Raw genomic sequence first — 23,355 nt, 5'->3', positions numbered from 1 at the left:
GAGCAGGGATCATGATCGAGTTCCGATCCGTCACCAAGCAGTTCCCCGACGGCACGCGCGCCGTCGACGACTTCAGCCTGGTCATCCCGCCGCGGCGCACCACGGTGCTGCTCGGCTCCTCCGGATGCGGCAAGACCACGCTGCTGCGGATGATCAACCGCATGGTCGACCCGACCTCGGGCACGATCGAGATCGACGGCACGAGCGTGGGCGACCGCGAGCCGGTGGCCCTGCGCCGCAGCATCGGGTACGTGATGCAGAACGGCGGTCTCATGCCGCACTTCACCGTGCTCGACAACGTCGCCACCGTGCTGCGGCTGAACGGCGTCGGTCGTTCCGAGGCGGCCGACCGCGCTCGCGAGATGCTCGACACCGTGGGCCTGGACCGCGCGCTGGCCGACCGGTACCCGGCGCAGCTCTCGGGCGGCCAGCAGCAGCGCGTGGGCGTCGCGCGCGGGCTCGCCGCCGACCCGAACATCCTGCTGATGGACGAGCCGTTCGGCGCGGTGGATCCCATCGTGCGCACCGAGCTCCAGGAGGAGATGCTGCGTCTGCAGCGCGAGCTCGGCAAGACCGTGGTGTTCGTCACGCACGACGTGGACGAGGCCTTCCTTCTCGGCGACCGGATCGTACTGCTCGACGTGGGCGCGCGGATCGTCCAGCAGGGCACGCCCGAGGAGATCCTGCAGGCCCCCGCCGACGACTTCGTCTCCGCCTTCGTCGGCGCCGACCGCGGCCGGCGCGCGCTTCACCTGAAGACGACGCCGCAGGGGACGATCGTCGTCGACGCCGACGGCCGGATGCAGGGCGCGCTCCGTGACGACGGCAGCGGCGCCGCGACGCCGAACGGAACGACCGCGGACGCGAGCGGCGGCTGACATGCAGTGGATCGCGGACAACGTCGGGCTCATCCTCGAGCTCGCGCTGGTCCACCTGCGGCAGAGCCTGATCGCCATCGTGCTCGGGCTGGTGATCGCCGTGCCGCTGGGCTGGTTCGCGGCGCGCTTCCGGCTCGTGCGCGGTCCGGTGATCGTGCTGACGGGGCTGCTCTACACGATCCCGTCGCTCGCGCTGCTGATCCTCATGCCGTCCGTGCTCGGCTACTCGGCGATCAGCGAGACGAACCTCGTCATCGCCCTCACGATCTACGCCGTGGCGATCCTCGTGCGCTCGGTGGCGGACGGGCTGGACTCCGTGGACGCGGACGTGCGGCGGGCGGCCACGGCGATGGGGTACGGATCCGCGCGACGGTTCTGGGCGGTGGACCTGCCGCTGGCGGGACCGGTCATCCTCGCGGGGCTGCGGGTGGCGGCGGTGAGCACGATCTCGCTGGCCACGGTCGGCATCCTCATCGGCGTCACCAACCTCGGGTACCTCTTCACGACGGGCCTGGACCGGCGCCTGATCGAGGAGGTGTTCGCCGGCGTGGTGGCCACGGTCGTCCTCGCGCTCCTCGTCGACGCGCTGCTCGTGGTCCTCGGCCGCCTCGTGATGCCGTGGGAGCGGGTCACGGGGCCGCGCGCCCGGCGCAGGCCGCGGCGGGTCGCGCCCGTGACGGAGGGGGCGGCCGCATGAACCTGTTCGCCGAGGCCTTCGCCTGGCTGGTCGCGCCGGAGCGCTGGCAGGGCAGCTACGCCCTGCCGGTCCTGCTCGGCCAGCACCTGTTCTTCACGGTCGTGTCCGTGGCGATCGCGTTCGTGATCGCGGGGCCGGCGGGCTGGGCGATCGGGCACACCGGCCGCGGCCGCGAGGTGGCCGTCGCCATCTCGGGCGCGGCGCGCGCCCTGCCGTCCTTCGGTCTGCTCATCCTGCTCGTGCTGCTGTTCGGGGTGCTGCAGACGCCGACCGCGGGGTTCGTGACCTTCGTGCTCCTCGCCATCCCGCCGATCCTCGCCGGGGCGTACACCGGCATCGAGGCGATCGACCCGCGGGTGCGCGATGCCGCCAAGGCCATGGGGATGACGCCGTGGCAGGTGTTCGTCAAGGTCGAGCTGCCCCTCGGCCTGCCGCTCGTGGTGGGGGGACTGCGCTCGGCGGTGCTGCAGGTCATCGCGACCGTCACCATCGGCGCCTGGGTGAACCTGGGCGGGCTCGGGTGGCCGATCATCCAGGGGCTGCCGCTGCGGAGGTTCGACCAGGTCCTCGCCGGGGCGCTCCTCGTCGCCCTCCTGGCCCTGCTCGCCGACCTCCTCTTCGCACTCCTGCAGAAGGCCGTCGTCCCGCTCGGCGTCCGCGAGGCGCCGCGTCCCCGCGCCGAACGGCGCTCGCGCGCTCGCGGGGCGGTCCGCGCCGGCACCACCTGACGCGCCGGATCCCCCGCCCAGACGCCAGACCCGCACCACAGTCCAGACCCCGTTCACAGACCCAGACCACAGCACAGACCACCGGAGAGAGGAACCACCATGTTCACTGCTCGACTGTCCCGCACCCTCCTCGCCGCCGGAGCCCTGACGGCCGCCGCTCTCGCGCTCACGGCGTGCGGATCCTCGTCGTCCCTCGGCGGCGAGACGAGCGCCCCGTCCGACAACGGCGGGGGCGACGCGATCGTCATCGGATCCCAGGCCTACTTCTCGAACGAGATCATCGCCGAGATCTACGCGCAGGCGCTGGAGGCCGACGGGCAGACCGTGAAGCGCCAGTTCAACATCGGGCAGCGCGACGCGTACATGCCCGAGGTCGAGTCCGGCGCGATCGACCTGTTCCCGGAGTACACCGGGAACCTCCTGGAGTACCTCGACGACTCGGCGACCGCGACGAGCCCGGAGGACGTCTACGCGGCGCTCACCGAGGCGCTGCCGGACGGCCTGGTCGCGCTCGACTACGCCGAGGCGTCGGATCAGGACACCTACACGGTGACGAAGGCCTACGCCGAGGAGCACGGTCTCACCTCCATCGGCGACCTGGCGAAGGTCGGCGGGACCATCACCGTCGGCGCGGCTCCGGAGTTCGAGCAGCGGCCGTACGGCCCCGCCGCCGCGAAGGAGGTCTACGGGGTCGACCTCGCCTTCTCGGCGACGGGACCGACGACGCTCGAGTCGCTGCTCGCCGGCACGATCCAGGTGGCGGACGTCTACACGGCGGACCCGGCCTTCGAGACCGAGGACATCGTGGCGCTCAAGGACCCGGAGAACATGATCCTGTCCTCCAACGTCGTGCCGATCGCCAGCGCGGACGTGGAGGGCGAGATCGCCGACACGATCAACGCCGTCAGCGCCAAGCTCACGACCGAGGAGCTCGTGAAGCTCAACGTGCAGAGCACGGTCGACAAGAAGGAGCCGAAGGAGATCGCCGCCGCCTGGCTCAAGGCCAACCTGGGCTGATCCTGATCGAGGCCCTTCGGGGTCCGTCACGGCGATTCGGGGCGTGCTCCGGGGTGTGAGATCCCCGGGACGCGCCCCGAATCTCGTCGGGCTGGGGACGGGCTGGGGACCGGTCAAACGCGGGAGTCCTGGCGGGGGATCCACACCTGCTTGATCACGATGAGCAGCGAGGCGGTGACCGGCACCGCCACGAGCGCGCCGAGCAGGCCCAGGAGGGTCCCGCCGACGAGGGCTCCGATCACGACGAGGGAGCCGGGGATCGAGATCGCCCGGTTCATCACGCGCGGGGTGATCACGTAGGCCTCGACCTGCATGTACACGACGTACACGAGCGCGAACACGAGGGCCGCGATCGGGCTCGAGAACAGGGCGATCCCCGTTCCGATGATCCAGAACAGCACGGATCCGACGAGCGGGATGAGCGTGATGAGGAACGCCACGGTCGCCATCAGCGGCGGGAAGGGCAGGCCGAGGAACAGGTAGAGGAGGAACACGAGCACCGCGTTGATGAACGCGAGCACGACCATGCCCATCACGTACCCGCCGACGGACTCGGCGATCTGCGAGCTGATGTCGCTGATGCGCCTACGGTCCCGCGCCGGGGCGAGACGGACGAGCCCCTTCTTCATGGACGGGAGGGTGGCGAGGAAGTAGAGCGTCAGCACGATGACGATGAGCGCGCCGGACAGCCCTGTCGCGATCGCTCCGCCGACCTGAAGCGCCACGCCGCCGACCTGCAGCGCGCCGCCGCCGATCTGCAGCAGGCGGGCGGGGTCGCTGAGGAACTTCTCGATCTCCGCCACGACGTCGGTGAGTCCCACGCCGAACTGCTGCTGGAGGCCCGCGTAGAAGTCGCTCGCCAGGAAACGGTCGATCGTGCCCGGGATGGATTCGATGAAGGCCGCTATCTGGCTCACCACCGTGGGGATGATCGACATCACGATGACCGCGAGGACGACCGCGAAGCCGACGATCACGATGACGACCGCCCACGCCCGGGGGATCCGCCGCTTCTCCAGCCATTGCACGGCGGGGTTCAGCCCGAGTGCGGCGAACAGCGCGAAGGCGATGTAGATGAGGACGGTCGAGATGTTCGACAGCGCAAGGCCCAGGAGGATCGCGGTCAGACCGCCGAGGACGACGAGGAAGCCGAAGCTGAACGGCTTGTCGATCCGCGTCCAGAACGACGCCCTCGGGACGCCCGGCTCCGCGACCGGGGCCGCGGTGGCGGCGGCGGGGTCGGAGCCGGGAGCCTCGACGGGCCCGGCGGGATCGGCGCGGCGCGCCGGCGCGTCCGTCCCGGGATCCGCCGCGTCCGTGGCGACCGCGTCCTCCGCACGCGCCGGCGTGTGCGCGGCCGCGTCGGTGTCTTTCCCCTGAGCGCTCATGGGGCCACACTATCCAGGCCTGCACACGCGCCCGGGCGCGGATCGCCGCGCCGACGCGGGCGGGCTCGCCTCTAGGGTGGAGGGATGACCGCCGCGACCGACCCCCGGGCCGAACTGCTCCGCCTGCGCGCGAGCATCGACAACATCGACGCCGCGCTCGTCTTCATGCTCGCCGAGCGCTTCCGGTGCACGCAGCAGGTGGGGGCGCTGAAGGCCGAGCACGAGATGCCGGCCTCGGACCCGACACGCGAGGAGCAGCAGGTGGCCCGCCTGCGCGCGCTCGCCGAGGAGGCGCACCTGGACCCGGAGTTCGCCGAGAAGTGGTTCAACTTCGTCGTCGCCGAGGTGATCCGCCACCACACCGAGGCGGCCTCGGGCCGCTGAGGCGCCTGCGCGCGCTCAGACGAGCTCGGCCGAGACGACGTGCGCGGCGGCGCCGCGCAGCACCGCGTCCGCCACGGTCCCGCCGTGCACGTCCACACGGGCGTGGGGGAGCTGGGCGATCGCGGCGAGGGAGTCCTCCAGGGCGGTGCGGAAGGTCTCGTCCGCCACGGTCTCCGGGCCGCTGAGCACCACGCGCGGCAGGTCGAGGGCCGAGACGATCGCGGCGAGCGGCAACCCCAGCCGCTGCCCCGCCTCGGCGCGCACCGCCTGCCGAGCGTGGTCGTCCCCCGCCGCCGCGATCCTCCGGTCCAGAGCAGGGGCGCCCACCCAGGCGTGCACGCATCCCTCGCTCCCGCAGCGGCAGGGCTCTCCCGTCGTCCCTCCGACGTCGATGTGCGCGAGCTCCTTCGCGCCCGGGCCGGTGACGCCCAGGCCGTCGCCGGCGTACTCGGCGACGATGGCCGTGCTCACGCCCGTTCCGATCCGTACGAGGAGGAAGTCCGTGCCGTGGGTGCCCGCGTCCCGCTCGGCGCGCGCGGCGAGGTCGGCCTCGGCGGCGACGTGGACCGGAAGCCCGCCGAGGTCGGTCGTCAGCAGCGCCGCGGAGAGCCCGTCGGCCGCGGCGTCGCCGACGGGCAGGCCGATCCCCACTCCGAGGACGGGATGCGCCGTGCGCGCGGCGAGCCCGGCGACGAGGGCGCCGAGGTCGGACGCGAGCTCCGCTGCCGTGTCGCCGGCCCGGCGCGGCGTCGCCGTCCGGTGCAGGATCCGTCCGTCGGGGGCGCAGACCGCGGCCCGGATCCGGCCGGGGTCGGACAGATCGATCGCGACGGCCTGCACCGCGTCCGGGTCCACCTCGAGCATCACCGCGGGCTTTCCCGGTCGCGACGCGGAGCGGTGACCGGTCTCGAGGATCACTCCGTCGGCCAGCAGGTCGCGGACGACCTCGGAGATCGTCGGGCGGGCGAGCCCGGTGAGGCGCGACAGATCCGCTCGGCTGGCCGTCGTCTCGCGCAGGAGAGTGCGCAGGACGACGCCGCGGTTGTGGCGCCGGATCGACTGCGCGAGGGGGACCGGGGCGACGGCGCGCGCGCCGGCGAGCCCGGCGGCGAGGGCGGGCGCCGTCGTCATGCGGTGCACCTCGTAGGGTGGGGATACGGCACAGGGGCCCCCTCGCGACCATCCGAGCGTCGGGCGACGCAACTTAGTTCAGTGACTAAAGTATGTAGGGCGAGCGTAAGGACGTCCCCGCCGGTTTGTCAAACATCGACCGTCCCCGTGCCCGGGAGGATCCGCGGCCATGCTGCAGAACATCGACGAGCTCGACGGCCAGGCGGCCCTGCGCCGGGTCAACCTGCGACGCGCCCTGCAGCTCGTGATGGACCGGCCGGGCGTCCAGACCCGCGCCGGGATCGCACGGAGCACGGGGTTGACGGCGGCCACGGCCTCCTCGCTCGTGGCGGAGCTCATCGACACCCGGCTCATCCGCGAGGGCGCGCCGGCCGCGAGCACGGGCGGCAAGCGCGCGACGACGCTCGACGTGGACGCCCGTTACCACCTCGTCCTGGTCGTCGTCCTGCGCGCGGCGGACGCCTGCCTGTCGCTGGTGCGGCTGGACGGCTCGGCGGAGCACGAGGAGCATCTCGCGTACGCGCCGGCGGATCGGGATGAGTCCCTGCGCCGGGCGATCGGCGAGGTGGCCGCGCGGTTCTCCGGGCGTCTTCTCGCGGTCAGCGTGCAGCTTCCGGGTGCGACCGACGGGCGCGTGGTGCTGGAGAGCGTGCAGCTGGGATGGACCGACCTCCCGCTCGCGGCGCAGCTGGAGGAGCAGGTCGGGGCGCCGGTGATCCTCGTCAATGACGTGGATGCCGAGGCCGTCGCCGAGGCGATCGCGGGCGAGGAGCCCCGGGGGCGCCGACTGTTCCTCCACGTCGGAAGCGGCATCGGCGGCGCGATCACGGTCGATCGCGAGCTCGCCGCCGGCCCCCGCGCACGGGTCGGCGAGATCGGTCACGTGCGCGTGGTCACGGGGGCGCAGGCGCGGCCCTGTCGCTGCGGCGGGACCGGATGCCTGGAGTCGGCGGCGTCGCTGTCGGCCATGCTCGGAGACGACGTCGTGGAGGGGAGGGACGCGGAGGACCTCGCCCCGCTCCTGGCGACCGCGGACGACGAGGCGCTCGCGCACGGAGCCCTGGCGCTCGGGCGCGTGATCATCCTGCTGACGGCGATGCTGGATCCGGTCGAGGTCGTGATCGGCGGGCCGGTCGCGCTGCTCGGCGACCGGTTCCTCGATCGCGTGCGCGCGGAGCTGTCGTACGTGCCCCGGGGCGCGAGCGCCGTGCCGGTGCGGGCCGCGGACGCCCGGATCGCCCGCTACGCCGGGGCGGCGCAGCTCGCCCTGACGGCGGTGCTCGGGGTGCGGTGGAATCCCGCCCAGGTCCTGCGCGGCTGAGCCAGGGCCTCCGTGGGGCGCGACGGTCGCCGCCTTGCCCGGGATCGCTTGGCGTATTACGATCGATTCAGCGTCAAAACGATCACAAACCTTCAGTTGATCGGAGCAGCCGCTCACGGCGACGCGATCGACGACGGGAGACCGCCATGACCGAGACGACCACCGCTCCGGGCGCCCACATGCGTGCGGAGCTGGACTCCCAGCCCGAGACCTGGGCCCGTGCCGCGGCGATGCGCGACGAGCAGCGCCGCCTCCCCGCGGCGGGCGAGCGCGTCGCGGTCGTCGGCTGCGGCACCTCCTGGTTCATGGCGCAGTCCTACGCGGCGCTGCGGGAGTCCGCCGAGGCCGGCGGGGAGACGGATGCGTTCGCCGCGTCCGAGGCCTTCGTCGGCCGCGGCTACGACGCCATCGTCGCCCTCACCCGCTCCGGCACCACCACGGAGGTGCTCGAGCTCGTCGAGCGGGTGCGCTCGGCCGGCGCGGATCGTCCGCGGCTGATCGGCGTGATCGGCGATCCGGCGTCCCCCCTGGTCGACCTCGTCGACGACGCGCTGCTGCTGCCGTTCGCGGATGAGCGCTCCGTCGTGCAGACCCGCTTCGCGACGACCGCGCTCGCCCTCTTCCGCGCCTCGCTCGGCGAGTCGCTCGACGACGCCGTGGCGGACGCGCGCGCGGCGCTCGACGACGTCGACCCCAGCCTCTCCGACGCCGAGCAGTACAGCTTCCTCGGCCGCGGCTGGACCGTCGGGCTCGCCCACGAGGCGGCGCTGAAGATGCGGGAGTCCTCGCAGACCTGGACGGAGTCCTACCCGGCGATGGAGTACCGGCACGGCCCGATCGCGATCGCGGCGCCGGGGCGGATCACCTGGCAGTTCGGCACGGCGCCGGACGGCCTCGCCGGCCAGGTCGAGGCGACCGGAGCCCGCTTCGTGCAGCACCCGATCGACCCGCTCGCCGACCTCGCGCGGCTGCACCGGGTGGCCCTGGACCGCGCGCTGGCCCGCGGGCTGGACCCGGACCAGCCGCGCAACCTCACCCGCTCGGTCATCCTCGAGCCCTGAGCCGTCCGTGACCGCCGCCCTCGCTCCGACGCCCGCCGGGCCGCGATCGCTCGGCCCGGGACCGGCCGTCCTCGCGTTCGACGTGGGAGGGACGGACGTCAAATCCGCCCTGGTCGACCGCTCCGGCACGCTGCGCGGTCTGCGGCGCACCTCCTCGCCGGCACCCGGCGCGGACAGCCCGCAGCGCCTCCTCGACCTGCTCGTGCGACTGGCGGACGACCTGCGCGAAGACCACCCCGGGATCGAGCCGGACGCGGCGGGGCTCGTCGTCCCCGGCATCGTCGACGCCCCGGCGGGGATCGCCGTGTTCAGCAGCAACCTCGGCTGGCGCGACGCCCCGCTCCGCGATCTCGCGACCGCGCGGCTCGGGCTCCCCGTCGCCTTCGACCACGACGTGGCGACGGGGAGCTGGGCCGAGCACCGGATCGGCGGGGCACGGCCCTTCGACGACGCCGTCGTGCTGATCATCGGCACGGGGGTGGCCGGCACGCTGATCCTCGACGGCCGGCTGCACGCCGGCGGCGGCTACGCGGGCGAGATCGGCCACTCCCCGCTGGGGGACTGGCCCTGTCCGTGCGGGGCCCGGGGGTGCCTGGAGGCGGTCGCGTCCGCGGGCGCCATCGCGCGGCGCTACCGCGACGAGAGCGGCCGGACGGCGGACGGCGCCCGCGAGGTGCTGGCGCTCGCCGCCTCCGGAGACGCCGTCGCGTCCCGGGTGTGGGACGAGGCGCTCGACGCGCTGGCGATGTCCCTCGCGCAGCTCACCGCCGTGCTCGCTCCCCAGGCGGTCGTGATCGGCGGAGGGCTCTCCCGAGCCGGGGCGCCCCTCTTCGACGAGCTGCGCCGCCGTCTCGCGGATCGGCTGAGCTTCCACCGCCTCCCCGAGCTGGTGCCGGCCGAGCTCGGCGGGGACGCCGGGATCCTCGGATCCGCCCTGCGGGCGCGCGCGCTCCGGGAGGCGTCGTGATCGTCACCGTCACCCCGAACCCCGCGCTCGATCTCACCTGGCAGGTCGAGCGCCTCATCCCCGGCGGGACCCACCGGGCGCCCACGGGACGCTCCCGCGCCGGAGGCAAGGGGCTGAACGTCGCGCGCGTCGCCCACGCCGAGGCGGCGGAGGTCTGCGCCGTCGCCACGGCGGGCGGGGCGACCGGGGAGGAGTTCGCCGCCGAGCTGCGCAGCAGCGGGGTCCCGCATGCGCTGGTCCCGGTGCGGGCGTCGACCCGCCGCAGCGTCGCGCTCGTGGATGAGGCGGCCGGGGACACGACGATCGTGAACGAGCGCGGCACGGCGCCGTCCGCCGAGGAATGGGCGACTGTGCGCCGCGCCGTCGCCGACGCCGTGCGCCGCGCTGCGTCGCCCGTCCTCGTGGTGGCGGGGAGCATCCCGCCCGGAGCGCCCGAGGGTCTCGTCGAGGACCTCGTCCGGTGGGGACGGGCCGCGGGGGCGACGGTGATCGCCGACACGTCCGGCCCGGCGCTCCTGCGGGCCGCCGACGCCGGCGCGCACGTGCTCAAGCCCAACGCCGCCGAGCTGCGGGAGGCGACAGGGCACGCGGATCCCCTCGCCGGAGCGGCGGAGCTGATCCGGCGCGGGGCGGAGCTGATCCTGCTCTCCCAGGGTCCCGACGGGATGCTGGCCGTGGTGTCTCCCCGGTTTGGGGCGCCGGATGGGGCCAGCGGGCCCCAGGGCGGGCCCCGAGACCCCGAGATGCGCCCCGAACCCGGGGAGGGAGGGGGACCCGGGGAGGGAGGGATCCGGATCCTGCGCGCGCGGCTCGCCGAGCCCCTCGCCGGCAACCCGACCGGCGCCGGGGACGCCGCCGTGGCGGCGTGCGCCGTGCTCCTCGCCCAGGGCGTGCGGGACCCGCTGACCCTGCTGCGCCGCGCCACCGCGTGGTCCGCGGCCGCCGTGCTCATGCCGCTGGCGGGCGAGATCCACCCCTCCTGGCCTCAGCTCGAGGCCGCTCTGCTCATCGACAGCCCCACCGGGCACGCGTCCGACCCGCGCGCCACGACCGCCCCCGAACCGAAGGACACCCCATGACCCTCGTCTCCGCCCGCGAGCTCGTCCAGGACGCCGCCTCCCGCGGCGTCGGCATCGGCGCCTTCAACGTCATCCACCTGGAGACCGCCGAGGCCCTCGCCCTCGCCTCCGAGCGCACCGGGCTGCCGGTCATCCTGCAGATCTCGCAGAACTGCGCCGACTACCACGGCGGCCTCGAGCCGATCGCGCTCGCCGCCCTGGCCGTCGCCCGGCGCGCCGCGACGCCGGTCGCCGTGCACCTGGACCACGCCGAGCGCCCCGAGCTCGTCGATGAGGCGGTGGCGCTGGGCTTCGGCTCGGTGATGTTCGACGGCGGGACGCTCGAGTACGCGGACAACGTCGCGCTCACCGCCCGCGTGACCGAGCGCGCGCACGCCGCCGGGGTGCACGTCGAGGGAGAGCTCGGCGAGGTCGGGGGCAAGGACGGCGCGCACGCGCCCGGGGTGCGCACGGATCCCGACGAGGCGCGGGCGTTCGTGGCCGAGACCGGTGTGGACGCGCTGGCCGTCGCCGTCGGGTCCTCCCACGCGATGACCGACCGCACCGCGGCACTGGACCTCGACCTCATCGCTCGGCTGCGCGCGGCGCTGGACGTCCCGCTGGTCCTCCACGGGTCCTCCGGGGTCCCCGAGGACGCGCTCGTCGCCGCCATCCGCGCGGGGATGACGAAGATCAACGTGTCCACCCACCTGAACGGCTTCTTCACCCGCGCGGTGCGGGCCCGGCTCGCGGCGGACGAGCGTCTCGTCGACTCGCGGAAGTACATCGCCCCGGGGCGCGAGGCGGTCGCCGAGGAGGCGGGCCGGCTGCTGCGCCTGTTCGCCGGCGCGCAGGAGCACGGGCGGGCGGAATGAAGCGGACGGCACGTCTGACGGCCATCCTGGACCTCCTCGCGGCCCAGGGCGAGATCACGGTCGAGGAGCTCGTCGACCGGTTCGGGGCGTCCCCGGCCACCGCGCGTCGGGATCTGGACAGCCTCGCCGAGCAGCGCCTGCTGACCCGGACGCACGGCGGAGCCGTCGCTCAGTCCGTCGCCTACGAGCTGCCCATCCGGTATAAGAGCCACCTGCGGGCGGACGAGAAGGATCGGATCGGCCGCGCCGCCTCGGCGCTCGTGGCGCCCGGTTCCGTCGTGGGTCTGTCCGGGGGGACGACCACCACGGCGATCGCCGCCGCCCTCGCCGCCCGCGACGATCTCGCCGACCAGCCGCTCACCATCGTCACGAACGCGGTGAACATCGCCGCCCAGCTCGCCACCCGGCCCGACATCAAGGTGGTCGTCACCGGTGGCGTGATCCACTCGCGGACGTACGAGCTGGTGGGCCCGTTCGTGGAGCAGCTGCTGCGCGGGATCCGGCTCGACGTCGCGTTCATCGGGGTGAACGGCATGGATCCGGTCGACGGGGCGAGCACGCACGACGAGCGCGAGGCGGCGGTGAACCGGATCATGGCCGAGCGTGCGCGCCGGCCGATCGTCGTGGCGGACTCCGGGAAGATCGGTGCGAGCGCGTTCGCCGCGGTCGGGGACGCGTCCCTGTTCCCGACGCTGCTGACCGACACCGGGCTGTCGGCCGCGTATCGCACGGCCTTCCAGGACGCCGGCTACGAGGTGCTCCTCGCGGACTGAGCGGAGCGATCCGCGCCGCCGAGGCCGTCCTGCCCCGGGCCGGGGTCGTCCGCCCTCGGGGAGCATGAGGAGGGGGTGCCGCGGTCCCCGCGCGACACCCCCGTGGAATCGTGTCCGTCGGCGCGTCCCCAGCACGCGCATCCCCAGTTCCGACCGCGTCCCCTCACGCTCCCGGCTCCCTCGGAAGTTCCCCGCATGACACCTTCCGACGAACAGGAGCCCCGGGGCACCGGTCTGATACATCGAATGGAGAAAAGTTCTCCGGCCGTGCCCGGACTCGGAGTGAGACGGTCAGAAACCGCTGCCGTGGCACTGGAACGGCGTCCGGTGTCCCGTGTCCGCCGCCGCGGCGGACAGCGCGGCCGCCGGATCGAGGCCGGCGCGCAGGCTCCCGTGCACGGCCCCGAGCAGCTCGCAGGCGACGTCGTCGGGGACCACGACGGGCGAGGAGACGACGCAGCGGGTGCCCGCGTGCAGCCACACCCGGGTCATCCCCAGCGCCTCCTCGCCGCCGCGGACCGAGGAGCGGCCGAGCTCGCACGCCGAGAGCAGGACCACGGCGGGAGGACGCGGGACGAGGTCCACGTCGTAGCCGAAGAGGATCCCGTCGGCGAGCTCGAGGCCCGAGAACAGCGGGTTGTCCACCGTATGCCGGCCGTGCGCGGCGACGTGGAGCACGTCCGAACCGCCCGCCAGCGCGGTGACCGCCTCGACGCCGGCCGCGGCGCCGGTCAGGACCACGGGGGCGTCCCAGGCGGCGGCCGCCGTCGTCACCTCCTCCTCGGCGCGCACCACGTGCGGCCCCGCGGCGAACCCGGCGCGTACGAGGGGTGCCGGGGCGGTGCGCCGTTCGTGCAGCCAGCGGGAGGCCGAGGTCGCGAGCGTGAAGGGGCGCCCCGACATCGCCGGGAGCATGCCCCACGGAACCCCGGCGAGGACCCCGGGCGCCGTGATCAGGGCCCGCACGCGGGGGCCGGATCCCGCGATCACCGGTGCGAGCAGGGCCGCGTCGAGCCGGCGGAGCCGGTCGTCGAGGGCCCGCCGGACGACGGCCGCGAGCGGACCGGAGCGCACCGCCGCCGAGACGTCGAGATCCGCGCGGAGGCCGCGCAGGTCCTCCCGCACAGCGTCCCAGGGGAGGGGGACCAGGCGTGAGCCGGCGGTCGTCGTCACGAGACAGACGAGCCGGTCGCCGGTGAACACGTACGCGAGGGCGACGGTGTCCGCATCGAGGGCGCGCCGCAGCTCCGCCAGCGGGGCGCGCGGACGGGCGTCCCCCGCCCCCGTGGCCGTCCACTGCCGATCGCGGGCACGATCCCGCAGCGCCCGCACCCGCGGATCCCGCGTCCACTCCTCGCCCGCGAGCTCGCTGCGCAGCATCCGCAGCTCTCCGAGGTCCGCGGCCAGCGCGGCGTCGTGCGGGGGCCGGACGGGCGCGATCCGCTGGCTGAGGTGCCGCGCGCGCTCGGACCAGTCGAACACGGTCCGCGGATCCCCGTCCGCGACGGCCGCGGCGAGGCCCTGCCGCACGAGCTGCTCGCCGTGCACGGCCGTGGAGGCCTGGAGGTCGAGCGCGCCGAAGGAGCTCTGCCACCCCGACAGCAGGTCCAGGCCGCGCGCCGCGTACCGGCGTGCGTCGCTGCGGCGCCCCTCGCGGGCGGCGCGCTCGGCGCGGACCTCGGCGGCCCGCAGGCGCAGGGGCAGCGGCGCGGCGCGCGGGAGACGCGGAAGGACGGTCGCCCCGGCGTCGCGCGGACCGCCTCGTCGCACCTCGTCGAGCGCCGCGCCGAAGCGCACGGCCGCCGCCTCGCTGCGGAAGCCGGCCGCGTCCAGCGCCTCGGCCGCGGTGCGGAAGGCCTCGGGTCCGGGACTGCGGCCCTGCGCGAGGACCGCGTCGAGGCGGATGGCGTCGCTGCGCGCGGCCCAGCTGCCGCTCCGGAGGGCGCGGAATCGGCGTCCGGCGGTGCGCGCGACCCGCTCGGCACGCACCGGGTCGTGCCGGAGGAGGGAGCGGGCGAGGTGGAACTCCGTCTCCGCCCGCGCCTGCCGCATGCGCGCGCGGCCGAAGGTCCCCGAGACGCTCTCCAGCAGCTGCTCGGCCTCCTCCGCCAGCCCGGCGTCGCGCAGCACCTCGGCGCGGTCGAGGTCGCTCATCGCCGCGCTCAGGTCCGACTCCGCGGCGATCGCCGGACGCGAGCGGGTCATGAGCTCCAGGGCCAGCACGAGGTCGCCGCGCAGGAGGGCGATGTACCCGAGGTTGTGTGCGGCCTCCGCGGCGGCGGTCTCGTCGCCGGCGCCGCGGTAGAGCGCGACGGCCCGCTCCAGGTCCTCCGCGGCGGCGTCGAATGTGCGGCGCTGCATGCGGACGAGCGAGCGGTTGAGCAGGCAGTTCGCGAGCTCGACGCCGTCCAGGCCCGCGATCGCGCGGCCCAGCATGTCGTCCGCCTCGTCGAGACGTCCGGCCCGCGTGAAGAGGACGCCGAGCTGGCCGGCGAGCACGGCGCGGGTGTGCGGGCCGGCGTCGTCGGCGTCGAGGGCCGCGCGGCACAGCTCCTCGGCACGGGCGGGCTCGCCGGTCTGCGCGAGCAGGTAGGCGGTCGTCCCGGCGATGCGGGCCCGCAGGTCCGGGTCGGCCCCGGGGTGCGCCGCGGCGCGATCCAGCAGGCGGCGCCCCTCGACGTACCGCTGCGCGTTCGTCGCGGCCAGGCCGCGTTCGTACAGCGCGCGTGCCGCCGCCGGCGCGGATCCCGGGCTCCCCATCCCCTCAGGATGCCGTGTCGGCGGGGTCCGCGCGAGACGGGGCTCCGGCCGCGACCGCCGAAACCCCCTCTCGTCGCCGAAACCCCCTCGCAGAACCGTGTGTGCGGAGGGGTCTCGGCGACGAGAGGGGGTCTCGCGAGCAGGACGGATCAGGGGCGGGCCGGATCAGGAGAGCGGCGCGTCCGGGGGCAGGGCCTTCAGCACCTCCGTCACGGTCTCGGCCGCCGTGGCGGCGGGGGCGACGTCCGCGGCGGCCACCGCGCCGACCAGCCCCGCCGCGATCCGCCCCGCCACGTACGGGGCCGCGAAGGAGGTGCCGCTCCACGCGGCGAATCCGCCCCGGTAGTCGTCCGGATCGACCGTCTCGCGCACGAGGCCGCCGACGTCCCACCGGGTGGCGGCCTGGGCGCCGCCGGTGAAGGCCGGAGTGGTGCTCACCACCGCGGCGCCCGGTGCGTATGTGCGGACCCAGGGGCCGACGTTCGAGAACAGCGCGACGGATCGGGCGGACGGATTGAGCGCGCCGACGGAGACGAGCGGGTGCAGTTCGTCCGGCTCGATGCCGTTGTCCGCGCCCGGCCAGGCCCAGAGGGACGCGGGGAACGCGGGACGGTCGATCGCGTCGTTGCCCGCCGAGCACACGACGACCGTGCCGAGCTCCCTGGCGGTGCGCAGCAGGTCGTACAGCGTCCGGGAGAACTGCCCGTCCACGGGTGTCTCGTGGTAGTAGCCGAGGGACAGGCTGAGCACGTCGATCGGCCGTCCGCCGTCGATCCCGTGCACGTGGCGCCGCTGCAGCTCCACGAGCGCGGCGAGGGAGCGCAGGAACGTGCTCTCGTCCACCACCCCGAGCGATCCCGCGACACGGATGGCGAGGATGTCCGCGTCCGGTGCCGTCTGCCGGATGATCCCCGCGATGAACGTGCCGTGCCCGGCGACCGCGTCGATCTCGCCGTCGAGCTGTCCGTAGAGGTCGGGGTAGCGTTCGGGGTCGTCGTCTCCGGTGAGCCCGATCGGCACGCCGTCCAGCGTCACCCGGGTGGTCACGACGGTGTCCGGCAGCCAGGCGTGCACGCCGCACCCGGTGTCCAGCACGGCGACGACGACCCGGCGTCCTCGCCGGGGGTCCGGACCGCGGCGCGGAGCCGGGCCGATCCATGCGACCGGCTGGCGTCCGCCCCGCCCGGGCGCGAGGTAGTCGTCGCTGCCCGCTCCGGCGCCCTCGCCGCGGGCGGGGTTCGTCCGGGTGAAGGGGTTGGTGCGCGTGAAGGGATTGGTGCGCGTGAACGGGTTGAGCCCGACCGGATCCACGGACAGCACGTGCTCGAGCCCCGCGCGGGGCATCGGCCCGCCGGCGACGCGCCGGGCCCGCTGGAGCACGCGCCACGCGTCCGGTGCCACGGGCGAGTCGCCGCGGCCCGGATCGGCGGACGTGGTCAGTCGTGCCCGGTGCACTCCGGGGATCCCGGGCAAGACCCCGGGGCCGAGACCTGTGCGGACGAGGTCGTCCTGCCCGATCTCCAGTTCCCAGCCGAACGATGCGGCGACCTCCCGCAGGATCCGGACGTCGCGGTCGTAGGCGCCTTCGACATCGTCCGGATTCTCCGTGATCAGCATCCGGTCCGGCAGGTAGGCGGTCGGATAGGCGCGGACGCCGTCGACCGGATCGATCGCCGGATCCAGTGTCGTCCCGCGGGGGATCGACCCCTCAGCGCGGTCCTGCCAGCTCCATCCCCGGGGCTGTTCCATGGCTCGTCCTTCCCGCGGCGCCGCCGCGTCTCCGATCACACCTCGAACCGGGGCGTGAGCAGGTCACCGGTCTCCTCGTCGGCGACCAGACGCACACGGGTGAGCCCGGCGGGAACGTCGTCGAAGGCGAACCGCCCCGTCGCGTCCGGCGGCACGCTCCGCGTCCGCGATCCCTGGGACAGCCGGACCTCGCGGACCTGCGCGTCGACCCATCCGTCGATGCGGCGGGTGTCGCGGGCCGTGCGGCTGATGTGCAGGAGCAGACCGATCCGGCCGTCGCTGAACTGCAGCGTCGTCGTCTCGGCCTCCCCGCGGACGGCGCCGAGCCCGCTCTCGACGAGCGTGAGCAGGGCGTAGTCGCGGGAGAGGTCCTCGACCGCGATCGCGGCGATCATCCGTTCGGCGAGATCCGGCGCCGGCGGGTCGAACCGCTCGGCCGCCGCTCGGATCCGGCGCAGCAGGGCGTCGTCAGCGTCGGTCATGGCGGGCGTCCTTCCCGGTCCCGGATCCCCGTCGCTGCCGGGACCCGTTCGCGTCGTCGCCGAAGCCGTGCGCCGTCAAGGCCGTCCGGAGCTTGGCCAGGCAGCGCTGCCGCGTCGGGCCGATGCTCCCGATCGGCATCTCGAGATCCGCCGCGATGCGGGCGTAGTCGGGGCGGTCGTCGAACGCGACGACGCGCAGCAGCCGCTGGCAGCGTTCGGTGAGGGTGCCGACGGCGGCCCAGAGCCGCGCCGCCTCGTCGGACGCCGCCACGACCGCCTCGGTCGACCGCTCCGGCGGCAGCAGGGGTTCGAGCAGCTCGTCGGCGGTGGAGTCCGCGCGGCCGTGCACGCGCGTGGTCCGCCAGGCCTCTCGCCGCGCCGTGACGGTGAGCCAGCGGGACACGGCGCGGTCGTCGGCGATCGCGTCGGCGTGGCGGACGAGCGCCATCCAGGTGGATTGGACGACGTCCTCCGCCAGCGTGCGCTCGAGGCCGTACGCGCGGACGACGTGCCAGAGCACGGGGGTCATCAGGCGCACCAGGTCGTCCATGGCGCGTGCATCGCCGGCGCGCCAGTCGGCGAAGAGATCGGCCGCGCGCTCCCACCGCTCCGGGCCCTCGCTGACAGCGCCCTCGGGTGAGGCGTCGGTCATGGTGCCCATTGTGCTCACACCCTTCAGGAGGACGGCAAGTGCTTCCTGATACCCGCGTCCCGGAAATCGTCCCGCGGGCCCCGTGCGGCTCTCGCCCGTCCCGGCGCGGGCGCTGATAGCATTTGCTATATGGGAAACGTGGTCGTCGAAGGGCTCCGTCGGGACGCGGAACGGGCGGATGCTCTGCAGCGCGAGAGCCGCGATCTGCTCGTCGGCGCCGTCCAGCGCGGGATGGCTGCCGGGCTGACGCAGCGGGAGATCGCGCAGGCGGTCGGAAGAAGTCAGCCGGAGGTCTCCCGATTGGCGCGGCAGCGGAGGAATCGGCCCCTGGCCCACAGGCTCGCCGCGCAGAGGGGTGAGGTCCTCCGCCTCCTGACGGCACGGGGCGTCGCAGGCGTGCGGGTGTTCGGAAGCGTCGCGACGGGTTCCGAGACGTCGGCGTCCGACATCGATCTCCTCATCGACGTCCCTCGGCCCCTCGGCCTGCTCACTCTTGCGCGGCTGGAGCGGGATCTGTCGCGTCTCCTGGGCGCGAAGGTGGATCTCGTGCCCTCGTCGGCACTGTCCCCTCACCTGCGGGATCGGGTGCTGGCTGAGGCGGTCCCGCTGTGAGCCGCGCGGTGCACGAGCTCCTCGGGGAGGCTGTCACCCACCTGGACGCCATCCACCGGCACCTCGCGAGGCGGAGCATGGACGACGAGACGGTCGCCGACGCTGTCGCCCTGCGCTTGTCGGCTCTGATCGAGACCCTGAAACGGGGCGAGCCCGAGTTGACCACGGAGCTCTTCGGAGACGAGTGGGCCGTGATCTGGGGGATGCGCAACAGGATCGCCCATGGATATGCCTGGATCGACCTCGACACGGTGCGGGCCACGATCGACGAGGACTTGCCGGATCTGGAGCGCAGAGTCCGTACGCGGCACGGCGAGACCTCTCCTCCGGTGTCCGCCCCCGGCGACTGACCGGAGGCGGCGGCGCGAAGGCTCCGCTGGACAGCATGTGTCCGTTCTCCCGTCTTCCACCGTGTCTGGGTCAAGCCCCCGTCCGAGTCACGCACGCACGGCGGTGGCGGGATCGGCGTCGAACGTCCGGGCATGGGCGGCCCAGCCCGCCTCGGCCGGGAGGGAGCGGAGCCCGCGGTTGGTCACCGCGAGCAGCAGGGAGACGACGCAGAAGCCTGCGCAGACGAGGAGCGTGGCGTCCCGCCCCGCCCAGGTGAGGCCGAAGCCGGCGATGAGAGGCGCGAGCGGCATCGCTCCCATCCCGAGCACCCCCGACGCGGCGTTCGCGCGGCCGAGGAGCCGCGACGGCGTCGCCACCATGAAGTAGCCCATCATCCCGGCGTTGAGGGTGGGGATGAGGACGACCGCGAACACGAGCACGAGGGCGATCGTCGCCGTCTCGTGCGCGAGCGTCAGGGCGGCGACCGCGACGCTGGCCGCGCCGATACCCGCGATCATCAGCACCCCGGCCCCGATCCGCGGCACGAGGAGCGGGGCCGCGAGCGCGCCGACGAGCATGGTCGCGCCGAGGACGGCCGAGACCATGCCGATCGTCAGCTCCGTCTCCCCGGCCTGCTGGAGCGCGTAGATCACCGTCGTCAGGGCCGCGTTGAAGCCGAGGTTGACCGTCGTGGAGATCCACAGCACGCCGCTCAGGTCCGGGCGAGAGAACAGCCAGGCGAACCCCTCGCGGATCTCTCGGAGCGCGTTCGGGCCACCCTCCGTCGGGGCCCCCTCGGTCGGGCCTCCCTCGCGGGGGGAGCGCGCGGCGTCGGCGTCGATCGGATGCACGGCGGCTCCCGCGTCACCGCGGACCGCACGGCCGAGCAGCCACGCGGAGGCCGCCGCGAGCGCGTAGCAGGCGGTCATCACCACGCCGACGAGCCAGGCGCCGACTCCCAGCAGGAGACCGCCGAGCGGGCCCGCGGTGAGCTGGAGGGCGGCGTCGCGTCCCTGGTTGGCGGCCTGCGCCCTGCCCATCGCCTCGTCGGGGACGATCTCCTTGACCGCGCTCTCGCTCGCCGGCTCGAACGCCCCCGCGCGGACGGCGAGCAGGGCCTGCACCGCGAGAAGGGCGGCGAAGCTGAGCGCGCCGCTCAGCGCCAGTGCCGTGAAGCCGGCGGACAGGACGGTCGCGAACACCGCGCCGACGAGCATCATGCGCACCCGGTGGTGGCGGTCGGCCAGCACGCCGCCGAACAGCGTCAGGGCCAGCCGCACCGTCATCCCGACGCCGCCGATGATCCCGGCCTGCGCAGGGTCGTTCGTCACGATGAGCGCCACCAGGGGGACGGCGAACGAGGCCAACGAGGTCCCCAGCCCCTTGGCGGTGTCGCTGAACAGCCAGGCCACGTAGCGCCGATTGGTCCAGAGCCCTGCCCGCGTCTCGTCCATGTCGACGACCATAGACCCGCAAGTAAAGTTGCGCAAGTGAAATTGCGCAAATTGTGCTGCGTAGGATGGGGGCATGGCCGAGGCGACCGAGGGACAGGAGCCGCAGCCGTCCGCGCGTGCCGAGGACGGCGGAGGCCCGAGGGCGGCCACCACGGCGGTCCTCAAGGCCTACGCGAACCCGATCCGTCGCCAGATCCTGAAGCAGTTCGCCAAGCACGAGTTCCGCCGCGCCGCCGATGTCGCCGAGGCGCTCGACATGCCCGCCAACAAGGTGAGCTTCCACCTGCGTGTGCTCGCGGAGGCGGGGCTCCTCGTCGAGGCGCCCGAGCAGGCCCGCGACCGCCGTGACCGCGTGTGGCGGGCAGAGAAGCGCGCGATGAACATCGGCGGCCCGGAGCATCCGGTCGAGGATCCGGTCCTCGGCGGCGCCGTCCTGCAGGCCCTGATCGACGACCACAACGACATCCTCCGGAGGATGGCGGCGTGGACCCCGACCTACATGGCCGGACAGACGACCGAGATCCACGCGGAGTTCGCGCAGATGACCGTGCGGCTGACGGAGGCCGAGTTCCAGTCGTTCATGACGAGGATCGGCGAGCTGAAGGACGAGATCCTCGCGGCGCACGGGCGGGGCGACGCCGGGGGCGAGGACACCCGGGTCTGGCAGATCGACGTCATCGCCGCCGACGACACGATCTGACCGCTGATCCGGGGGTGGGGCGTTTCGTCTCGCTGCGCTCGCTCAACGACCGGGACGGTGACCGCCGGTTCGGGGGTGGGGCGTTTCGTCTCGCTGCGCTCGCTCAACGGCCGGGAGGGGACTCACCGGTCGTTGAGCGAGGAGCGCAGCGACGAGACGAAACGCGCGGATCCGGGATCAGGGGATGGCGCGGCGCAGCACCAGGAACGCCACTCCGGACAGCAGCACCGTCACCGCGAGCCCCCACAGGGTCAGCCCCAGTGCGCCGAGGTGCAGGATCCCCTCCCAGACGTTCCCCCACAGCTCCATCCGCGTGACGAGGAACGCCAGGCCCACCAGGATCACCACCGGTACGAGGCTCGCCATAGTCGTGATGGTCGCCCCCCAGCGCTTGTACACGGTCGCCCCGGTGAACCCGACGACGAAGAAGAACAGCGCGAGCGTGAAATAGGTGAGGCCTGCCGCGACGGGGCCCGCCTCCCACACCCAGGGGAGATGGAACACGTAGCCGTTGACGCCCCACCCGCCGGTGGCCTGCTCGATGAGCCCGCCGACGACGAACACGGCGGCCATCACCAGCGACCCGAGGACCGCGGTGAGCATCGTCCCGGCGAAGAAGTCGCGGCGGGTGATGCTCATCGCCTGGGAGAAGGGGAAGGTCATGGTGAGGGCGGACAGCCCGACGGCGAAGAAGACCCACAGCGGCGCCTGGCCGCCTCCGCCGTACTTCGGCGCATCCGTCGGGATCATCGCGTAGATGACGATGGAGACGACCGCGGAGGCGCCGAGGACGATGAGCGGGACCCACAGGAACGTCTGCTTGTTGACGAGCTGCAGGCGGACCACGTTGAGGACGCGGGACATCAGCGCACCTCCTCCTTCTCTGCGGCCGCGGCCGCGTCCTTGGCGCCGGACGCGTTCTGCGTCAGCCGCACGATGAGCTGCTGGAGCGAGACCGGCGCGATGTCCAGACCCGCTTCCACGACCGCCGCGCGCTCCGCGGCGGAGAGACGGCCGAGGACCGTCACCGATGCGACGCGGCCCAGCGACTCCCGGTGCAGGACCTCGCGGTCGCCCACCCAGGCGTCCACCGCCGCCGCGTCCCCGACCACGGTGACCGCGCGGTCGCGCACGGCGTCGGTGTCCTCGTCGAGGAGGATCCGGCCGCCGTCGATCACGATGACGCGCTCGATCAGGTTCGACACCTCGTCGATCAGGTGGGAGGAGAGGATGATCGTCCGCGGGTGCTCCGCGTAGTCCTCCAGCAGCCGGTCGTAGAAGATCTGGCGGGCTACGGCGTCGAGACCCAGGTACGGCTCGTCGAAGAACGTGATCTCGGCGCGGGACGCGAGGCCGATGATCACGCCGACGGCGGAGAGCTGGCCGCGCGAGAGCTTCTTGATCCGCCGCTTCAGCGGGAGCTGGAAGGCCTCGACGAGCTCGTCCGCCAGCTGCTGGTCCCACCGCGGGAAGAACATCGCGGAGATCCGCAGCGCGTGGTCGGCCGTGGCGTCGTCGGGGTACTTCTGGCTCTCGCGCACGAAGCAGACGCGCGACAGCACGTGCGCGTTCTCGTACGGCTCCTCGCCGAACACGTGCGCGGTGCCGGACGTGGCGAAGTTCTGGGCGGTGAGGATCGACATGAGCGTGGTCTTGCCGGCGCCGTTGCGGCCGAGGAGGCCGTAGATCGTGTTCTCCTCGATCGCGAGCGACACGTGGTCGAGCGCGAGCGTGTCGCGGTAGGTCTTGACGAGGTCCTTCACCTCGATGACGGCGGTCATGCGGGGTTCCCTTCGGTGGATGTCGCGGCGCGTTCGCGCAGGAGTGCGGCGAGGTCGTCGGGGCCGAGCCCGAGCGTGCGGGCCTCGGCCAGGAGTGGATCGATGAAGCGCTCGGCGAACGCCGTGCGGCGCTCGCCGAGGAGGAGGTCGCGGGCGCCGGCGGTGACGAACATGCCGATCCCGCGCCGTTTGGTCAGCACGCCCTTGTCGGTGAGCATGGCGACTCCCTTCGCGGCGGTGGCGGGGTTGATCCGGTAGAACGCAGCCAGTTCGTTCGTGGACGGCGCCTGGGACTCCTCGGCGAGGGAGCCGTCGAGGATCGAGTCCTCGATGGCCTCCGCGATCTGGAGGAAGAGGGGGCGGCCGTCTTCGATCACTGGCACTCCCGGGGTTGTTGGGTTACTTACTCGACTAAGTAACCATGGAACCGGGGCGGTGTCAACCCTGGGTCACCACGTTTCGTCTCGCGGAGACCTGCACTGAGCGAGCGAAGCGAGTCGAAGTGTCGCTCAACGACCGACACCCTCCCGGTCGTTGAGCGAGGAGCGCAGCGACGA

General features: G+C 73.6%; 24 protein-coding genes. 14 read left to right on the top strand and 10 right to left on the bottom strand.

What is annotated here, in order from left to right; all coding sequences use genetic code 11:
- The first annotated feature begins 11 nt into the window (after positions 1 to 11).
- The 4 genes from K8F61_RS12920 (at position 12) to K8F61_RS12905 (ending at position 3,320) form a co-directional block, all read left to right on the top strand.
- On the top strand, positions 12 to 878 hold the full coding sequence (locus K8F61_RS12920) for an ABC transporter ATP-binding protein (protein ID WP_231819403.1): 867 nt from the start codon (positions 12 to 14) through the stop codon (positions 876 to 878).
- Between the two features lies 1 nt (position 879).
- Positions 880 to 1,575, top strand: coding sequence for an ABC transporter permease (locus K8F61_RS12915; RefSeq protein ID WP_067250301.1), 696 nt, complete (start codon positions 880 to 882; stop codon positions 1,573 to 1,575).
- Positions 1,572 to 2,303 (top strand): ABC transporter permease, encoded by a 732-nt coding sequence (locus tag K8F61_RS12910; protein ID WP_231819402.1) that lies wholly within the window; start codon positions 1,572 to 1,574, stop codon positions 2,301 to 2,303. Before K8F61_RS12915 ends, K8F61_RS12910 begins: the two co-directional genes overlap by 4 nt.
- A gap of 99 nt (positions 2,304 to 2,402) precedes the next feature.
- Positions 2,403 to 3,320, top strand: coding sequence for an ABC transporter substrate-binding protein (locus K8F61_RS12905; protein ID WP_067250309.1), 918 nt, complete (start codon positions 2,403 to 2,405; stop codon positions 3,318 to 3,320).
- A gap of 113 nt (positions 3,321 to 3,433) precedes the next feature.
- Here the strand turns inward: K8F61_RS12905 and K8F61_RS12900 are convergent, their stop codons facing one another.
- The gene (locus tag K8F61_RS12900) at positions 3,434 to 4,708 is read right to left on the bottom strand and encodes an AI-2E family transporter (RefSeq protein WP_231819401.1); all 1,275 of its coding nucleotides are present in this window, start codon (positions 4,706 to 4,708) and stop codon (positions 3,434 to 3,436) included.
- An 84-nt stretch (positions 4,709 to 4,792) separates the two neighbouring features.
- On the opposite strand from K8F61_RS12900, the gene K8F61_RS12895 reads away from it, so the two are divergent.
- Entirely contained in the window at positions 4,793 to 5,092 is a 300-nt protein-coding gene (locus K8F61_RS12895; protein WP_219086096.1) for a chorismate mutase, read from the top strand.
- Positions 5,093 to 5,107: 15 nt separating this feature from the next.
- Here K8F61_RS12895 and K8F61_RS12890 read toward each other — a convergent pair whose 3' ends face one another.
- Complete coding sequence (locus tag K8F61_RS12890; protein ID WP_231819400.1) at positions 5,108 to 6,223, bottom strand: ROK family transcriptional regulator; 1,116 nt, start codon at positions 6,221 to 6,223, stop codon at positions 5,108 to 5,110.
- Positions 6,224 to 6,392: 169 nt separating this feature from the next.
- Here K8F61_RS12890 and K8F61_RS12885 point away from each other — a divergent pair, with 169 nt between their 5' ends.
- The 6 genes from K8F61_RS12885 to K8F61_RS12860 all read left to right on the top strand — a co-directional run bounded on the left by K8F61_RS12885 (position 6,393) and on the right by K8F61_RS12860 (position 12,278).
- Positions 6,393 to 7,544 carry an ROK family protein gene (locus K8F61_RS12885; protein ID WP_231819399.1) on the top strand — a complete coding sequence of 384 codons (1,152 nt, stop codon included), beginning with the start codon at positions 6,393 to 6,395 and terminating at the stop codon, positions 7,542 to 7,544.
- 146 nt (positions 7,545 to 7,690) lie between these two features.
- Positions 7,691 to 8,605, top strand: coding sequence for an SIS domain-containing protein (locus K8F61_RS12880; RefSeq protein WP_231819398.1), 915 nt, complete (start codon positions 7,691 to 7,693; stop codon positions 8,603 to 8,605).
- A gap of 7 nt (positions 8,606 to 8,612) precedes the next feature.
- Entirely contained in the window at positions 8,613 to 9,572 is a 960-nt protein-coding gene (locus tag K8F61_RS12875; protein WP_231819397.1) for an ROK family protein, read from the top strand.
- On the top strand, positions 9,569 to 10,651 hold the full coding sequence (locus K8F61_RS12870) for a 1-phosphofructokinase family hexose kinase (RefSeq protein WP_231819396.1): 1,083 nt from the start codon (positions 9,569 to 9,571) through the stop codon (positions 10,649 to 10,651). Before K8F61_RS12875 ends, K8F61_RS12870 begins: the two co-directional genes overlap by 4 nt.
- Positions 10,648 to 11,505 (top strand): class II fructose-bisphosphate aldolase, encoded by an 858-nt coding sequence (locus K8F61_RS12865; protein WP_219086090.1) that lies wholly within the window; start codon positions 10,648 to 10,650, stop codon positions 11,503 to 11,505. The genes K8F61_RS12870 and K8F61_RS12865 overlap by 4 nt, the downstream gene beginning before the upstream one ends.
- On the top strand, positions 11,502 to 12,278 hold the full coding sequence (locus K8F61_RS12860; protein ID WP_067250784.1) for a DeoR/GlpR family DNA-binding transcription regulator: 777 nt from the start codon (positions 11,502 to 11,504) through the stop codon (positions 12,276 to 12,278). Before K8F61_RS12865 ends, K8F61_RS12860 begins: the two co-directional genes overlap by 4 nt.
- A 291-nt stretch (positions 12,279 to 12,569) precedes the next feature.
- On the opposite strand, the gene K8F61_RS12855 is transcribed toward K8F61_RS12860, so the two are convergent.
- From K8F61_RS12855 to K8F61_RS12840, 4 genes are all read right to left on the bottom strand, one after another.
- A complete protein-coding gene (locus K8F61_RS12855; RefSeq protein WP_231819395.1) occupies positions 12,570 to 15,038 on the bottom strand; it encodes a CHAT domain-containing protein in 2,469 nt (822 codons plus the stop codon).
- Between the two features lie 165 nt (positions 15,039 to 15,203).
- On the bottom strand, positions 15,204 to 16,787 hold the full coding sequence (locus K8F61_RS12850) for a S8 family peptidase (protein ID WP_231819394.1): 1,584 nt from the start codon (positions 16,785 to 16,787) through the stop codon (positions 15,204 to 15,206).
- Between the two features lie 35 nt (positions 16,788 to 16,822).
- Positions 16,823 to 17,269 carry a hypothetical protein gene (locus tag K8F61_RS12845; RefSeq protein WP_219086087.1) on the bottom strand — a complete coding sequence of 149 codons (447 nt, stop codon included), beginning with the start codon at positions 17,267 to 17,269 and terminating at the stop codon, positions 16,823 to 16,825.
- A complete protein-coding gene (locus K8F61_RS12840) occupies positions 17,256 to 17,921 on the bottom strand; it encodes an RNA polymerase sigma factor (RefSeq protein WP_231819393.1) in 666 nt (221 codons plus the stop codon). Before K8F61_RS12840 ends, K8F61_RS12845 begins: the two co-directional genes overlap by 14 nt.
- Positions 17,922 to 18,050: 129 nt before the next feature.
- On the opposite strand from K8F61_RS12840, the gene K8F61_RS12835 reads away from it, so the two are divergent.
- Both K8F61_RS12835 and K8F61_RS12830 read left to right on the top strand, forming a co-directional pair.
- Positions 18,051 to 18,533, top strand: coding sequence for a nucleotidyltransferase family protein (locus tag K8F61_RS12835; RefSeq protein ID WP_231819392.1), 483 nt, complete (start codon positions 18,051 to 18,053; stop codon positions 18,531 to 18,533).
- A complete protein-coding gene (locus K8F61_RS12830) occupies positions 18,530 to 18,883 on the top strand; it encodes a HepT-like ribonuclease domain-containing protein (protein WP_231819391.1) in 354 nt (117 codons plus the stop codon). The genes K8F61_RS12835 and K8F61_RS12830 overlap by 4 nt, the downstream gene beginning before the upstream one ends.
- A gap of 87 nt (positions 18,884 to 18,970) precedes the next feature.
- Here the strand turns inward: K8F61_RS12830 and K8F61_RS12825 are convergent, their stop codons facing one another.
- A complete protein-coding gene (locus tag K8F61_RS12825; RefSeq protein ID WP_231819390.1) occupies positions 18,971 to 20,317 on the bottom strand; it encodes an MFS transporter in 1,347 nt (448 codons plus the stop codon).
- A 73-nt stretch (positions 20,318 to 20,390) separates the two neighbouring features.
- On the opposite strand from K8F61_RS12825, the gene K8F61_RS12820 reads away from it, so the two are divergent.
- The gene (locus K8F61_RS12820) at positions 20,391 to 21,017 is read left to right on the top strand and encodes an ArsR/SmtB family transcription factor (RefSeq protein WP_231819389.1); all 627 of its coding nucleotides are present in this window, start codon (positions 20,391 to 20,393) and stop codon (positions 21,015 to 21,017) included.
- A 177-nt stretch (positions 21,018 to 21,194) separates the two neighbouring features.
- On the opposite strand, the gene K8F61_RS12815 is transcribed toward K8F61_RS12820, so the two are convergent.
- From K8F61_RS12815 to K8F61_RS12805, 3 genes are read right to left on the bottom strand one after another with little or no spacing between them, the layout of a single operon-like run.
- Entirely contained in the window at positions 21,195 to 21,881 is a 687-nt protein-coding gene (locus K8F61_RS12815; RefSeq protein ID WP_231819388.1) for a hypothetical protein, read from the bottom strand.
- Positions 21,881 to 22,798, bottom strand: a complete 918-nt coding sequence (locus K8F61_RS12810; RefSeq protein ID WP_067248469.1) for an ABC transporter ATP-binding protein — start codon at positions 22,796 to 22,798, stop codon at positions 21,881 to 21,883. Before K8F61_RS12810 ends, K8F61_RS12815 begins: the two co-directional genes overlap by 1 nt.
- Positions 22,795 to 23,175: a GntR family transcriptional regulator gene (locus K8F61_RS12805; RefSeq protein WP_067248473.1), complete on the bottom strand. Its 381-nt coding sequence runs from the start codon at positions 23,173 to 23,175 to the stop codon at positions 22,795 to 22,797. Before K8F61_RS12805 ends, K8F61_RS12810 begins: the two co-directional genes overlap by 4 nt.
- Positions 23,176 to 23,355: the final 180 nt, after the last annotated feature.

The organism is Microbacterium resistens (assembly GCF_021172025.1).
GTDB classification, from domain to species: Bacteria; Actinomycetota; Actinomycetes; order Actinomycetales; family Microbacteriaceae; genus Microbacterium; species Microbacterium resistens.
This window is presented reverse-complemented; position numbering and strand designations above follow the sequence as displayed.

What these genes read in the sequence shown, in the direction of transcription:
- K8F61_RS12860 (WP_067250784.1), top strand. Translation starts at nt 11,502, where the DNA reads ATGAAGCGGACGGCACGTCTGACGGCCATCCTGGACCTCCTCGCGGCC.
- K8F61_RS12880 (WP_231819398.1), top strand. Translation starts at nt 7,691, where the DNA reads ATGACCGAGACGACCACCGCTCCGGGCGCCCACATGCGTGCGGAGCTG.
- K8F61_RS12845 (WP_219086087.1), bottom strand. Translation starts at nt 17,269, where the DNA reads ATGACCGACGCTGACGACGCCCTGCTGCGCCGGATCCGAGCGGCGGCC.
- K8F61_RS12910 (WP_231819402.1), top strand. Translation starts at nt 1,572, where the DNA reads ATGAACCTGTTCGCCGAGGCCTTCGCCTGGCTGGTCGCGCCGGAGCGC.
- K8F61_RS12865 (WP_219086090.1), top strand. Translation starts at nt 10,648, where the DNA reads ATGACCCTCGTCTCCGCCCGCGAGCTCGTCCAGGACGCCGCCTCCCGC.
- K8F61_RS12850 (WP_231819394.1), bottom strand. Translation starts at nt 16,787, where the DNA reads ATGGAACAGCCCCGGGGATGGAGCTGGCAGGACCGCGCTGAGGGGTCG.
- K8F61_RS12905 (WP_067250309.1), top strand. Translation starts at nt 2,403, where the DNA reads ATGTTCACTGCTCGACTGTCCCGCACCCTCCTCGCCGCCGGAGCCCTG.
- K8F61_RS12810 (WP_067248469.1), bottom strand. Translation starts at nt 22,798, where the DNA reads ATGACCGCCGTCATCGAGGTGAAGGACCTCGTCAAGACCTACCGCGAC.
- K8F61_RS12885 (WP_231819399.1), top strand. Translation starts at nt 6,393, where the DNA reads ATGCTGCAGAACATCGACGAGCTCGACGGCCAGGCGGCCCTGCGCCGG.
- K8F61_RS12920 (WP_231819403.1), top strand. Translation starts at nt 12, where the DNA reads ATGATCGAGTTCCGATCCGTCACCAAGCAGTTCCCCGACGGCACGCGC.
- K8F61_RS12915 (WP_067250301.1), top strand. Translation starts at nt 880, where the DNA reads ATGCAGTGGATCGCGGACAACGTCGGGCTCATCCTCGAGCTCGCGCTG.
- K8F61_RS12890 (WP_231819400.1), bottom strand. Translation starts at nt 6,223, where the DNA reads ATGACGACGGCGCCCGCCCTCGCCGCCGGGCTCGCCGGCGCGCGCGCC.
- K8F61_RS12835 (WP_231819392.1), top strand. Translation starts at nt 18,051, where the DNA reads ATGGGAAACGTGGTCGTCGAAGGGCTCCGTCGGGACGCGGAACGGGCG.
- K8F61_RS12840 (WP_231819393.1), bottom strand. Translation starts at nt 17,921, where the DNA reads ATGACCGACGCCTCACCCGAGGGCGCTGTCAGCGAGGGCCCGGAGCGG.
- K8F61_RS12815 (WP_231819388.1), bottom strand. Translation starts at nt 21,881, where the DNA reads ATGTCCCGCGTCCTCAACGTGGTCCGCCTGCAGCTCGTCAACAAGCAG.
- K8F61_RS12900 (WP_231819401.1), bottom strand. Translation starts at nt 4,708, where the DNA reads ATGAGCGCTCAGGGGAAAGACACCGACGCGGCCGCGCACACGCCGGCG.
- K8F61_RS12895 (WP_219086096.1), top strand. Translation starts at nt 4,793, where the DNA reads ATGACCGCCGCGACCGACCCCCGGGCCGAACTGCTCCGCCTGCGCGCG.
- K8F61_RS12820 (WP_231819389.1), top strand. Translation starts at nt 20,391, where the DNA reads ATGGCCGAGGCGACCGAGGGACAGGAGCCGCAGCCGTCCGCGCGTGCC.
- K8F61_RS12825 (WP_231819390.1), bottom strand. Translation starts at nt 20,317, where the DNA reads ATGGACGAGACGCGGGCAGGGCTCTGGACCAATCGGCGCTACGTGGCC.
- K8F61_RS12855 (WP_231819395.1), bottom strand. Translation starts at nt 15,038, where the DNA reads ATGGGGAGCCCGGGATCCGCGCCGGCGGCGGCACGCGCGCTGTACGAA.